Here is a 12,113-nt window from a genome sequence, read left to right as displayed (position 1 = left end):
GGACGGGCCCCGAAAACCGGTCTCCTCGGTGCTGCCGACCGGAGGCATGACCTCGGCAGGGGGCCTGCGGCGCGGGGGAACATCCCGCTGAAGCGAACGGCACTCCGCGGCGTGCCGTGCCCCACCCCTACCTAGGGCCGTTACTGAACCGTTATTGAATGCCTTTCGGGCAAACCTTCCCCGACCGTACGGGCGACGCCTACATTGCCGGAAACCGAATGCCATTCAATTTGGTGTTCGTCAGCCGCTCGGGTCAGGGAAGGGCATCGCCACACGCCATGCATGCCGACATCGTCTTCACCGGGGGGACCGTCCGGACCGGGAACGCGGACGCTCCCGTCCACGACGCCCTCGCCGTCACCGGTGGCCGGATCGCCGCGCTGGGCACTGCGGCGCTCGCCGCCCGCGGGGCCCGCACGACCGTGGTCGACCTGGCGGGCGGGGTCCTGCTGCCCTCCTTCGGCGACGGGCACGCACACCCGGTGATGGGCGGGCTGGGACTGCGCGGCGTGCCCGTCCGGGAGTGCACCTCCACCGACCAGATCGTCGCGGCCGTACGGCGATGGGCCGACGAACACCCGGAGGCCGAGTGGATCACGGGGGACGGCTTCGACCCCTGGCTGGCCCCCGACGGCCGGTTCGACGCACAGTGGCTCGACACCGCCGTCCCGGACCGTCCCGTGGCCCTGCGCACCTCCGATCACCACACGGCCTGGGTGAACGGCGAAGCCCTGCGCAGGGCCGGGTACTCGGCCACCACCCCGGACCCCGTCGGCGGCGAGATCGTGCGCCGGGCCGGCTCCACCGAACCGCTGGGAACCCTGCGCGAGTTCGGCGCCCTCGACCCCGTCCTCGACCTCATCCCGACTCCGTCCCCGGAAGCACATGTCGACGCCCTGCGCGAGGCCGCCGCCCGGTTCGCCGCCGCGGGCATCACCTGGGTGCAGGACGCCTGGGTGGCGCCGCACCACGCCGACGTCTGGGTCACCGCCGCGACCACCGGGCCGGGACTGCCGGTCCGCGCCGACCTCTGCTTCATCCTGGAACCCGACGGCTGGCGCGAGCGCATCGCCCGGTTCACCGCCGACCGCCGGCGCGTGGAGAGCGGCGCGCCAGGACTGCTCACCGCACGCAGCGTGAAGTTCTTCGCCGACGGCGTCATCGAGTCCGGCACCGCCTCCCTGCTGGAGCCCTACACCGACTGCCCGCACTCGCACGGCATCGCCACCTGGACGCCCGAGGAACTCGCCGAGGCCGTCACCGCCGTCGACGCCCTGGGATTCCGGCCGCACATCCACGCGATCGGCGACGGCGGGATCCGTGCCGCCCTGGACGCCGTCGAGACGGCCGCCCGCACCAACGGCCTCCGCGACCGCCGCCCCGTCATCGCCCACGCCGAACTGATCGATCCAGCGGACCTGCCCCGCTTCGCCGCACTGGGGGTGATCGCCAACCTTCAGCCGCTGTGGGCCCAGTGCGACCCCCTGATGAGCGAACTCATCCTGCCGCGGATCGGCCCCGAGCGCGGCCGGCGGCAGTACCAGATCGCCACCCTGCTCACCTCCGGTGCCCGTGTCGCCTTCGGCAGCGACTGGCCGGTCACCGCCCACGAACCACTGCGGGGCATCGCCACCGCAGTCACCCGCCAGACACCCGAGGGAACCCCCGAGGACGGCTGGCTGCCCGAGGAGCGGATCGACACCGCGACCGCTCTCGCCGCCTACTCCGCCGGCTGCGCCCACCAGGCGTTCGAGGAGAAGGAATGGGGCGTCCTGCACCCCGGAATGCGCGCCGACCTGGTGCATCTCGCGGCCGACCCGGTCACGACCGCACCCGGTGACCTGGCCCACCTGCCCGTCCTGGGCACCTGGCTCGCCGGCCGCCGCACCCACGGCGCCGGCGTCCCTGACCACTCGCGTGCCGGGAGACGATAGACGTACGTCACATGTCGGACCTACGTAGCCATCGGACGTAGTCAGACACAATCGGACGCACATCGTCGTCACGGACCGGCCCGCGTGCCCCGGGACAACCCGCTCCCTCCCACCACAGCACCACAGGCAGCACACCACCACGCGGAGACCTCCATGACCGAACCCCTCGTCCCCATCGCTCCCCGGCAACCCTCTTCGGCGACCGGACCCGACGCGAGCCCGCACCTGCAGCGCGGCACTCTCGGCCTCGCCGACATCGTGTTCTTCGTTGTGGCGGCGGCCGCCCCACTCACCGTGATGGCCGGTATCGCCCCGCTCGCGATCCTCTTCGGCGGCATCGGTGCCCCGGTCGCCTATCTGGCCGTCGGTGTTCTGCTGTGCCTGTTCGCGGTCGGATTCACCGCGATGACGCCTTACATCCGCAACGCCGGCGCCTTCTACTCCTACATCGCCCGGGGCCTGGGCCGTCCGGCCGGGCTCGGCGCCGCACTGCTCGCGGTGTTCTCCTACAACGCCTTGCAGATCGGCATCTTCGGGGCCTTCGGCTTCTTCGCCGCCACCACGGCGAACGATCTTCTCGGCCTCGACCTGCCCTGGCCGGTGTACGCGTTCGCCGGAATCGTCGTCGTGTGGTTCCTCGGGTTCCGGTCCATCAACCTCGGCGCCAAGGTCCTCGCCGCGCTGCTGATCGCCGAGACCGCCATCCTCCTGCTGCTCGCCGGCGCGATCCTCGTCAAGGGCGGCGCGAGCGGTCTGAGCCTGGACTCCTTCTCCCCCGGCAACGTCTTCACCTCCAAGATGAGCGCTCCGCTCGGTCTCGCCGTCGCCGCCTTCATCGGCTTCGAGGCCACCGCCATCTACCGCGAGGAGGCCCGCGAACCCGACCGCACCGTGCCCCGGGCCACCTACGTGGCCATCGGCTTCCTCGGCCTCTTCTATACCTTCGTCGCGTGGGTCATCGTGCAGGCCTTCGGCAGCGGCCAGGCCGTGGGGGCAGCGGCGCAGAACCCGGCCGAGATGTTCTTCACCGCGATGACCCGCTATGTCGGCGGCTGGGCCGCCGACCTGCAGCGCATCCTCATCGTCACCAGCTTGCTGGCCGCCCTGCTCGCCTTCCACAACGCCATCACCCGCTACGTCCACGTCCTCGCCGCCGAGCACACCCTTCCCGCCGGCCTGGGCCGAATCCATCCCCGGCACGGCTCGCCCTGGACCGCGGGCATCGCCCAGAGCCTGCTGGCCGCGGTGGTCGTCACCGTCTTCGTCGCGATCGGCGCCGACCCCTACAACCAGTTCCTGCTGTGGGTGAACACTCCGGGAGTGGTAGGCATCCTCGCTCTGCAGACGCTGTCGGCCTGCGCCGTCGTGTTCTTCTTCCGCCGCAACCCGGCCACACGCGGTGAGGGGCGCCTGCGCACCCTGGTCGCGCCCGCCGTCGCGGCGGTCCTGCTCACCGTGACCATGGGGCTGGTGTGCGCGCGGCTGGACCTGTTCACCGCGGCCGCTCCGGCCGTCAACTGGTCGCTGGTGGCCCTCACCCCAGCCGTCTTCCTGACCGGTGTGGTCCTCGCCGTTCGGATGCGCCGCCGCCGGCCCGACGTCTACGCCCGGCTGGCAACGACCGACGTCGACGCCGCCTGACACACGCGACGGTCCTCCCGCGCCCCCTGCCCGTCTTCCGACGGCCCCCAGCGAGCCCCCGACGGTCCCCGTCGCCCGGCCGGCACGGGCGACGGGGACCGTCTCCGGTCAGGGGTTTCCGCGCCGGAGCCAGCCGAGCAGCCCACGCGACCGCTCCGACGGCGCCTGCCCGTCGTTCGGGAACGGCACGGTATGAGGTGGCGGGGCACTGCGGGGCGGCCGGGCGACGCGGGACGGCGAGGCGACGGGGGGCGGCGAGGCGACGGGGGGCGGCGGGGCCACGCGTGACGGCCGGTCGATCCGGGCAGGCGGGGCTACGCAGGACGGCCGGTCGACGTGGGACGGCGGGGTGACGCGAGGTCGCCGGGCGATGCGGGGCGGCCGTGCGGTCCGTGGCGTAGGGGCTGCCACCAAAAATAGCGCCGGGTCCGCCCCCGGAAGTGGCGTGGGGTCCGCCGCCGGACGTGGTGCCGGCCAGTGGTCGCGCGCGGCCGCCATCTCCTGGCGAAGGTCTGCCCTCAACCAGTTGATCTCGTCCGGATCGTCGGCCGTGGTCAGCGCCGCGGCGAGAAGGGCGGCGGGCGAGTCGGGTGCTCCGTGGCCGGTCCGCGGCGGCCGGAAACGGTTGAGGTGGGTGCGTTCGTACGCGTCGGGGACGATCTCCGCGACCTGGACCGGGTCGAGGAAGGAGGCCACGGCGGCAGCCCGTACCCAGGGGTCGTCGGCCTGTCGCAGCAGGAATCCCAGGTGCCGCCCTCGCCAGTTGCGGGGCCGCAGATCGAGGCCCGCCTCCAGCAGACGGCGCTGTTCCTCGGCCGTCCGGCCCTTCAGCAGCCCCGTGTTGGTCTCCGCGGCGGCGAACTGCCGTAGCTCCTCGGCAAGATAAAGCCAGACGACGGCTCTGTAGCGGTTCAGGTAGAAGGTCACCGGAACGATGCGTCCCAGGCGGGCGAGCCTGGTGAACCGGGCGCTCGGTACCTCCAGGATCCCGGCGCCTTCCGTGGTGCCCACGGTCTTGACGCGCTCGCGGAGCGAATCCGGGAAGCCGTCCTCGGTGCGCACCCGCTCGATCTCCGCGCGGGCGACCCGGCGGGCTCCCCCTTCACCGGGAACGGTGCGGATGCGTCCCAGTCCCACAGCGAGGTCGAACTCGACGCGCTTCAGCCCCAGTTCCCGTGCCGCGCGACTCGGCGTCACGGAAGGTGCCTGGGTGGTGGTGGACGGTGTGACGGTGCGGCCGGACATGGTGGTCTCCCCCGTGCAGTGTTCTTGCGGTCGTTTGCTTCGGGAAAAACCGTAGCGCTTCTGTCACCCACCGTGACGAGCCTGTGGACAACTCGGCGTCTGCGTGCTTCCGCGCAGGTCAGGGCTCCGTACGCGGCATGTGCTCGGGGCTGCGCGCGTCCACCGCGAGATGTTCGCCGACACGGTTGACCAGCAGGGTCATCTCGTAGGCGACCTGACCGATGTCGGCTTCGGCCGTGCTGAGCACGCACAGACAGCTGCCGGCGCCCGCGGCCGTGACGAACAGCACCGCGTCGTCGAACTCGACCATGGTCTGGCGGACCTGCCCAGCGCCGAAGTGCCGGCCCGATCCCTTGGCCAGGCTGTGCAGTCCGGACGAGACGGCGGCGAGGTGCTCGGCGTCCTCACGCTGCAGGCCCTTGCTCGCCCCCGTGACCAGACCGTCGCTGGACAGCACCAGCGCGTGCCGGACGTGTTCGACGCGTTCCGTCAAATCGTCCAGCAACCAGCCGAGTTCCGTGTTCTCCGCCATGGTCCGACTTCTCCGATCCGTTCCCCTCCTGGCCGGAGGTCCCGATCCGTTTCCTCCTGAGCGGAGGTCCCGATCCGTCAGCCTTCCCCACGGTCGGCCGTCCGGGCAAGCAGGATGGGTACATGGCACACAAGATGACCGATGACGAATGGCGCACCTTCGTCTCACACGGCACCCGTACCGGCAAGCTCTCCTCCGTCCGGGCGGACGGAGGTCCACATGTGGCGCCCGTCTGGTTCCTGCTCGACGGTGACTACATCGTCTTCAACACCGGCAAGGAGACCGTCAAGGGCCGCAACCTGGCCCGCGACGGCCGGGTCGCCCTCTGTGTGGACGACGACCGGCCGCCCTTCGACTTCGTCGTGGTGCAGGGGCGCGCGGAGCTCTCGGAGGACCTGGACGAGGTGCGGCACTGGGCGACCCGGATCGGGGCCCGCTACATGGGCGAGGAACGGGCCGAGGAGTTCGGCGCCCGCAACGGCGTGCCCGGCGAACTCCTCGTGCGCGTGCGCATCGACACGGTGCTGGCGTACTCCGCGGTCGCCGGCTGAGACGGCCGGTCGGCCGCGCCCAGGACCCGGAACATCAGCCGACGGAGTTCAGCAGCCGGGCGGTGTGCATGCGCCCGGCGTACTCGACGAGCCGGATCAGGACCTCCTTGCCGGAGTCGCGGTCCCGTGCGTCGCAGAGCACCACGGGTGTGCCCTGGTCGAGGTCGAGGGCGCGCGATACGTCCTGCGCCCCGTAGGCGCGGGCGCCTGTGAAGCAGTTGACCGCCACGACGAACGGGATGTGACGGTGCTCGAAGTAGTCCACCGCGGGAAAGCAGTCCTCCAGCCTGCGGGTGTCGGCGAGGACCACGGCTCCGAGGGCGCCCTGGGAGAGTTCGTCCCACAGGAACCAGAACCGGTCCTGTCCGGGTGTGCCGAAGAGGTAGAGCGACAGCCCGGACCTGATGGTGATGCGGCCGAAGTCCATCGCGACGGTGGTGGTGACCTTGTGATCGACGCCCTCCGTGTCGTCCACCGACTGACCTGCCTCGCTCAGCAGTTCCTCGGTGCGCAGCGGCTTTATCTCACTGACCGCGCCGACCAGGGTGGTCTTGCCGACGCCGAATCCGCCGGCGACCAATATCTTCAGCGCCAGGGCGGTCGTATCGTCGTCCGTGGTGTCGGGGTGCTCGGAGACCATCGATCACTTCTCTCGGGAATGCGACTGCGGTCGAAGTCGGTACGTCCGCGCGCGAGTCCGCGCGCGTGACTGTCTGTGTGGGTGACTGTCTGTGCGGGTGACATCCGTGCGGAGTGAGCCATCATGGCAACTGCGGCTCGCTCGTGGGGACTTGAAGCGTTAATTGACCGTTGTTTCCGGCTCTCGTCCGCTCGTTGCGCGGTTGGGTGCACAATCCGGTCCGTCGGCTACAGGGCCTTCAGTCCCGCGATCACCTCGCTCAGGACTCGCTCGTCGGGCAGTTGGGCGGGTGGCACCGGCCGGCTGGCCGTGACGCAGCCCCGTTCCAGGAGGTCGCCGATCAGCACCCTGACCACGCCGACAGGCAGGTCGGTGCCCGCGGCGAGTTCGGCGAGCGACTGGGTCTCGCCGCGGCAGAGTTCGACGAGCGCCCGGTGTTCCGGGCCGAGCCTGAAGTCGCCGTGGACCATGGAGGCGTCCCGGTGAAGGCTGACGAGCGCGATCAGGTCGAGGTGCACTCCGCTCGGCCGTGGCCGGGTGCGTCCGCCCGTCAGCGCGTACGGGCGGATCAGGGGCCCGGCCTCGCCGTCGTACCATCGGCTGCCCTGATCCCGCAGGGCGCCCCCGTTCTCGGTCATGACGGTCGGGCGGCCTGCGGCCCGGCGGCGGCCCTGGCCGGTGCGTGAAGGTGTTCGCCGACCCGCTTGACCAGCAGCGCCATCTCGTACGCCACCAGGCCGATGTCCACGGTCACATTGCTGAGGACGGCGAGACAGGAGCCGTCGCCCGCCGCCACCACGAACAGGAAGCCGTCGTCCATCTCCACCATGGTCTGGCGCACTCCCCCGGCGCCGAAGTGGCGGCCCGCTCCCTTGGCCAGGCTGTGGAACCCGGAGGCCACGGCCGCCAGGTGTTCCGCGTCCTCACGCCGGAGGCCGCTGGACGCGCCCACGGCGAGCCCGTCCTCGGACAGCACGACGGCGTGCCGTACGTCGCCGATGCGCACCACCAGGTCGTCCAGCAGCCAGTCGAGTTCACCCGAGCGTAGGGCGGCGGTCCTCGGGCCCGGTTCGTGGATCATGCGAGGTCTCCTTCACTGCTGTAGGTGCCGTCGGCTTCACTTTCACTGCTGCCACTGCCGTCGGCGGTGGTGCCGGAGCGGCCGGGTGCCCGTCCCCCGCCGCGCGCCCAGCCGTCCCGGTAGGCGGTCATCCGGGCGCGTACGAGTTCGGGGGTGCGCCCGTCGTCCGCCGTGGTCGATGCGGCGTCGGGGCGCTGGTCACGCAGTTGCGGGGCGAGGCTCGCCTGACGCACACGGCGCGGCAGTTCGTCGTCACCCTCGGTCCTCACCGTGGGTCGTCGGCGCCGCAGAGCGGTGACTCCGGCTGCCTCGGCGCCCTCGGCGGGGAGCACGAGGACCGGCCGTGCGACGGGCGGGCCGACCGAGTGCGTCGGCTCGCTCGCGCGGCCCGAGTCCGTCGGCTCGCTCAGGCCGCCCGAGTGCGTCGGCTCGCTCGCGCGGCCGGGGCCCGTGCCGGCGGGGCGTGCGTCCGGTGTCCCGGCAGAGCCCGCGTCCGCTTCCTCCCGCATGGCAGCGGGCACCCGCGCGTCCTGAGGTGGCCCGGCGGGTCCGGGCGCCGCTTCCGGAGCGGAACGTTCCGGCGTGTCGTGCAGGAGCGCGATGGGCAGCAGGACGACCGCGGTGGTGCCTCCGTACGGTGACGTCTTCAGGTGCACCTTGATGTGGTGGCGGGCGGCGAGTCTGCTGACCACGAACAGGCCGAGCCGGTCGCTGTCGAACAGGTCGAGCGCCTCGGACTGCTCGATGCGGCCGTTGGCGGCTGCGATGGCTTCCTTGCCCATGCCGAGGCCCCGGTCCTCGACTTCCAGGACGTAGCCGTTGCCGACCGGTTCGCCCGTCACGCGCACCCTGGTGTGGGGTGGTGAGAACTGGGTGGCGTTCTCCACGAGTTCGGCGAGGAGGTGGGTGAGGTCGGCGACCGCGGCGCCCGCCACGGAGGCGTCGGGCAGCTGTCGTACCTCCACGCGCGCGTAGTCCTCGATCTCGGAGACGGCCGCTCGTACAACGCTGATCAGCGGGACGGGCATGCGCCAGGCCCGGCCGGGGGCGGCTCCGGAGAGGATGATCAGGCTCTCGGCGTGGCGCCGCATCCGGGTGGTGAGGTGGTCGAGGCGGAAGAGGTCGCCGAGCTCGTTCGGGTCCTCGGAGCGGCGCTCCATGGTGTCCAGCAGGTTGAGCTGACGGTGTACCAGTACCTGACTGCGGCGGGCGAGGTTGACGAACACCCCGGAGATGCCGCGGCCCAGTTCCGCGCGTTCGACGGCGGCGTGCAGTGCCGCGCGGTGCACGGTGCCGAGGGCCTCCGCGACCTGCCCGGTCTCGTCCTCTGCGGGCGGTCCGTGCGGGGCCTCGGCAGCCACGTCGATGTCCTCTCCGGCACGAAGTCTCCGTATGGCATCGGGGAGTTTGCGGCGGGCGATCTCCAGGGCTCCGTTGCGCAGGATCACCAGCTCGACCACAAGGCCGCGTCCGATGCGCACCGAGATCACGAGTGAGGCGGCGACGGCCGCGAGGCCGAGGAGGACGGCGGCTCCGGCCGGGGTGAGCAGACCGCGCGTGAACGGGTCCGCCCGGTCGGCTGCGTCGCGTCCCGCGCCGGACTCGATGGCGCGCATGCCGTCCTGCACGCGCGCGTAGGCGTCGTTCCAGGCGGATTCGGGAGCTGCGGCGACGGCCCTGCGGCCGGGGCGCGCCGCCAGCACCCTGTCCTCGACCGCGCCTATACCGGTGTAGGCCTTCTCCCGCGCGAGTTGCTGCCAGGCGGTGTGTTCGGGGCCGCGCAGATCGGCGACGGCGGAGTCGGTCAGCGCGCGCCGTATTTCGACGGCGCCGATGAACCGCCTGAGCCGTTCCCCTTCGAGGGTGCCTGCCAGGCGGGCACCGGCGAGCAGGGCGTTCTCGCGGGCCAGGGCTTCCCCTGCCCGGGAGAATTCGAGCAGCACGCGCGCGTCGGAGCCGAGTTCGGCGTCCTGAACGCCGGTGAGAGCGCCGCCGACGGCGAAGGCGGTGTCGATGGTGCTGGTGTACTGCCCGTACGCCTCGTCCCATCCGGCGCGGTGTTCGAGTACGGCGGTCCGCAGGGCGCGCAGTTGCCCGGCTCCGGAGACGAAGGCGGTGAGCCGTTCGGAGACGTCCGTGGGGAGGTCGAAGCCGTCGGCGACGGTGTTGTGGTCCCCGAGCCGCAGTTTCGCCACGGCGCGGTCGGTCCGCCCGGCGAGTTTCATGAGGTCGCTGCGGCGCCCGCTGGTGGGGGCGGTCGAGTAGCGCACCGCGGCGACACGCTCGGCCTGCAGTCCGGCGACGGCGGCGGCGACCGGGGACCGCACCTCCCGGTCGACGCGCTGCGACTGCCGCAGTCGTGCGACGTCCTGAGCGGTGCTGACCGTCGCGTACGCCCAGAGGGCCAGCAAGGAGACGACGGGCACCATCAACAGGCAGACGACCTTGGCTCGCACGGTGCGGGGGCGCAGTCCGCGCAGAGCCCCCGCGCGCGTGGGGTCTGCTCCGTGTCCCGTGCCGTCGGCGCCGTCCGGGTCGGCGTACTCCTCGGCCGGCGGTCCGGCGTGCGCCCGCCGCCCGCGGACGGGTGGCGGAGTCTCGGCCGTGGGTTTCCTGCCGTCTTCCCTCGGGGTTCTCCGCGGTGTTCGCATGGCTTCCTCGTTCGCAGGGGTCTGGGCGTCCGGCGGTCGGCGCTCCTGGCCAGGACGGTGGTTCTCGACCGGGGGCGGGACTCTCGGCCCGGGCGGTGGTTCTCGACCTGGGGCACGAAGGGCGGGACTCTCGGCTAGAGGGCGGCGCTCTCGACCGGACGCTGGGCCGAAGCGGTGGCCGCGCGCTCGCCCGCCGTCGGGGAGAGCGCGACGAACGCCGACGTCAGGAAGAGGTAGGAGCCCAGGCCGACGGCGAGGGGGAAGACGAACTGCATCGCCGTGGCCCCGGGAAGCTCCGCCGCGGACGGTGTGACACGCACGCTCACCGCGATCATGCCGGTGTAGTGCATGCTGCTCACCGCCCCTCCCATGACGAGTGACGCGAGGGTGACCGCGACGGGTGACTTGATGTTGAGCGCCGCCCACAGGGCCGCGGTCGCCGCGACCACGGCGATCACCACGGAGAGGCCCACGAGGAGCGGGTCGTAGGACACGGTGCCGTGCAGCCGCAGGGCCGCCATGCCCAGGTAGTGCATGCTCGCCACACCGAGCCCGGTGGTGAGCCCGCCGAGGACTAGGGCGCGTCCGCGGTCGGGTCCGTAGCCGACGGCGAACACCCCGGCACCGACTACCACCATGGCGACGACCAGACTGAGGACGGTCAGCGGCACGTCGTAGCGGATCTCGGTGCCGGTGGCGGCGAAGCCGAGCATGGCCACGAAGTGCATGGTCCAGATGCCGGTGCCGATCGCGGAGGCCGCGGTGAGCAGCCAGTTGCGGCGCGCGGGTCCCGTGGTGTCGAGCGCCCGGACGGTGCAGCGCAGCCCGAGGGCGGCGCCGATGCAGGCCATCGCGTACGACAGCACGGGGGTCAGCCAGCCGAACGCGGCGTGCTCCAGGTGTCCCATGGCCCACGGACGCTAGTCCCGGTGGGGGCGCGCAACGGGGGCGCCTTTCGAAAACCGTTGGTATCGGTCGGGTGTGGTCCTGGAACGATCGGGTCCTGCCCGAACCTGTGCACTGCGTCGCGTGACTCCGATGCGGAATCATGCGGAGCATGAGCGACGACCACACCCACGTCCAGGAGTTCTTCACGGCACGCGCGGCCGACTGGGACGCGCGCTTCCCCGACGACGCACCCGTCTACGCGGCCGCGGTCGCCGAGTTGGGTCTGCGCGCGGGGGGCCGAGTGCTCGACGCGGGCTGCGGCACGGGGCGGGCCCTGCCGCCGCTCAGGGAGGCAGTGGGGCCCTCCGGGGTCGTGCTGGGGGTGGATCTGACCCCGGCCATGCTGGAGGCCGCCGTCCGGGCGGGACGGGACCGCGACGGCGGGCTGGTGCTCGCCGATGTCGCCGCGCTGCCGTTGCGCACCGAGTCGCTGGACGCGGTCTTCGCCGCCGGCCTCATCGCGCATCTGCCGGACCCGGCCGCGAATCTGCGCGAACTCGCGCGGGTGGTGCGGCCCGAGGGGACGCTGGCGCTGTTCCACCCCGTCGGGCGCGCGGCGCTGGCCGCCCGCCAGGGTCGGCGGCTCACCCCGGAGGACCTGCGCGCGGAGGGCAACCTGGGCCCGCTGCTCGCCCGTTCCGGGTGGCGCATGATCTCGTACGTCGACGAGGACGAGCGTTTCCTCGCCCGCGCGGTGCGCGAGGCGTGAGGCCTCGGGCCAACTCCCTCCGCGGACGGAGATGTGCCCGGTTCACTCCGCGGACGAAGGCGCACCCGGTTCACACCGCGGAGGAAAGCGTTCCTGGTTCACTCCGCGGACGAAAGCGCACCCGGTTCACTCCGCGGACGAAAGCGCACCCGATTCACTCCGCGGACGAAAGCGCACCCGA

At 72.0% G+C, this 12,113-nt stretch carries 11 protein-coding genes; 4 read left to right on the top strand and 7 right to left on the bottom strand.

The window, feature by feature from the left end; all coding sequences use genetic code 11:
• Window positions 1–278: 278 nt before the first annotated feature.
• A complete protein-coding gene (locus EF387_RS20420) occupies window positions 279–1,934 on the top strand; it encodes an amidohydrolase (protein WP_128378042.1) in 1,656 nt (551 codons plus the stop codon).
• Between the two features lie 153 nt (window positions 1,935–2,087).
• Window positions 2,088–3,575, top strand: coding sequence for an APC family permease (locus EF387_RS20415; protein WP_128378041.1), 1,488 nt, complete (start codon window positions 2,088–2,090; stop codon window positions 3,573–3,575).
• A gap of 108 nt (window positions 3,576–3,683) precedes the next feature.
• Here EF387_RS20415 and EF387_RS20410 read toward each other — a convergent pair whose 3' ends face one another.
• The gene (locus tag EF387_RS20410) at window positions 3,684–4,820 is read right to left on the bottom strand and encodes a DUF6397 family protein (RefSeq protein ID WP_128378040.1); all 1,137 of its coding nucleotides are present in this window, start codon (window positions 4,818–4,820) and stop codon (window positions 3,684–3,686) included.
• 118 nt (window positions 4,821–4,938) lie between these two features.
• The gene (locus EF387_RS20405; protein WP_128378039.1) at window positions 4,939–5,352 is read right to left on the bottom strand and encodes a roadblock/LC7 domain-containing protein; all 414 of its coding nucleotides are present in this window, start codon (window positions 5,350–5,352) and stop codon (window positions 4,939–4,941) included.
• A gap of 122 nt (window positions 5,353–5,474) precedes the next feature.
• On the opposite strand from EF387_RS20405, the gene EF387_RS20400 reads away from it, so the two are divergent.
• The gene (locus tag EF387_RS20400; RefSeq protein ID WP_128378038.1) at window positions 5,475–5,903 is read left to right on the top strand and encodes a PPOX class F420-dependent oxidoreductase; all 429 of its coding nucleotides are present in this window, start codon (window positions 5,475–5,477) and stop codon (window positions 5,901–5,903) included.
• 34 nt (window positions 5,904–5,937) lie between these two features.
• On the opposite strand, the gene EF387_RS20395 is transcribed toward EF387_RS20400, so the two are convergent.
• The 5 genes from EF387_RS20395 to EF387_RS20375 form a co-directional block, all read right to left on the bottom strand.
• Window positions 5,938–6,543, bottom strand: coding sequence for a GTP-binding protein (locus EF387_RS20395; RefSeq protein ID WP_128378037.1), 606 nt, complete (start codon window positions 6,541–6,543; stop codon window positions 5,938–5,940).
• Between the two features lie 227 nt (window positions 6,544–6,770).
• The gene (locus EF387_RS20390; RefSeq protein WP_128378036.1) at window positions 6,771–7,181 is read right to left on the bottom strand and encodes a DUF742 domain-containing protein; all 411 of its coding nucleotides are present in this window, start codon (window positions 7,179–7,181) and stop codon (window positions 6,771–6,773) included.
• Window positions 7,178–7,624, bottom strand: a complete 447-nt coding sequence (locus EF387_RS20385; RefSeq protein WP_128378035.1) for a roadblock/LC7 domain-containing protein — start codon at window positions 7,622–7,624, stop codon at window positions 7,178–7,180. Before EF387_RS20385 ends, EF387_RS20390 begins: the two co-directional genes overlap by 4 nt.
• Window positions 7,621–10,275 carry a sensor histidine kinase gene (locus EF387_RS20380; RefSeq protein ID WP_128378034.1) on the bottom strand — a complete coding sequence of 885 codons (2,655 nt, stop codon included), beginning with the start codon at window positions 10,273–10,275 and terminating at the stop codon, window positions 7,621–7,623. The genes EF387_RS20385 and EF387_RS20380 overlap by 4 nt, the downstream gene beginning before the upstream one ends.
• Window positions 10,276–10,409: 134 nt before the next feature.
• Entirely contained in the window at window positions 10,410–11,183 is a 774-nt protein-coding gene (locus tag EF387_RS20375; protein ID WP_128378033.1) for an MHYT domain-containing protein, read from the bottom strand.
• A 140-nt stretch (window positions 11,184–11,323) separates the two neighbouring features.
• On the opposite strand from EF387_RS20375, the gene EF387_RS20370 reads away from it, so the two are divergent.
• Window positions 11,324–11,932 (top strand): class I SAM-dependent methyltransferase, encoded by a 609-nt coding sequence (locus EF387_RS20370; RefSeq protein WP_202918323.1) that lies wholly within the window; start codon window positions 11,324–11,326, stop codon window positions 11,930–11,932.
• Window positions 11,933–12,113 lie beyond the last annotated feature (181 nt).

Origin of the sequence: Streptomyces cavernae (genome assembly GCF_004023625.1) — a bacterium.
Taxonomy (GTDB): Bacteria; Actinomycetota; Actinomycetes; order Streptomycetales; family Streptomycetaceae; genus Streptomyces; species Streptomyces cavernae.
Note: the sequence above shows the minus strand (reverse complement) of the source record. Positions and strands in the feature narration are given on the sequence as shown.

Coding starts and splice junctions, on each gene's coding strand:
- EF387_RS20420 (WP_128378042.1), top strand. CDS start 279: ATGCATGCCGACATCGTCTTCACCGGGGGGACCGTCCGGACCGGGAAC.
- EF387_RS20415 (WP_128378041.1), top strand. CDS start 2,088: ATGACCGAACCCCTCGTCCCCATCGCTCCCCGGCAACCCTCTTCGGCG.
- EF387_RS20410 (WP_128378040.1), bottom strand. CDS start 4,820: ATGTCCGGCCGCACCGTCACACCGTCCACCACCACCCAGGCACCTTCC.
- EF387_RS20405 (WP_128378039.1), bottom strand. CDS start 5,352: ATGGCGGAGAACACGGAACTCGGCTGGTTGCTGGACGATTTGACGGAA.
- EF387_RS20400 (WP_128378038.1), top strand. CDS start 5,475: ATGGCACACAAGATGACCGATGACGAATGGCGCACCTTCGTCTCACAC.
- EF387_RS20395 (WP_128378037.1), bottom strand. CDS start 6,543: ATGGTCTCCGAGCACCCCGACACCACGGACGACGATACGACCGCCCTG.
- EF387_RS20390 (WP_128378036.1), bottom strand. CDS start 7,181: ATGACCGAGAACGGGGGCGCCCTGCGGGATCAGGGCAGCCGATGGTAC.
- EF387_RS20385 (WP_128378035.1), bottom strand. CDS start 7,624: ATGATCCACGAACCGGGCCCGAGGACCGCCGCCCTACGCTCGGGTGAA.
- EF387_RS20380 (WP_128378034.1), bottom strand. CDS start 10,275: ATGCGAACACCGCGGAGAACCCCGAGGGAAGACGGCAGGAAACCCACG.
- EF387_RS20375 (WP_128378033.1), bottom strand. CDS start 11,183: ATGGGACACCTGGAGCACGCCGCGTTCGGCTGGCTGACCCCCGTGCTG.
- EF387_RS20370 (WP_202918323.1), top strand. CDS start 11,324: ATGCGGAGCATGAGCGACGACCACACCCACGTCCAGGAGTTCTTCACG.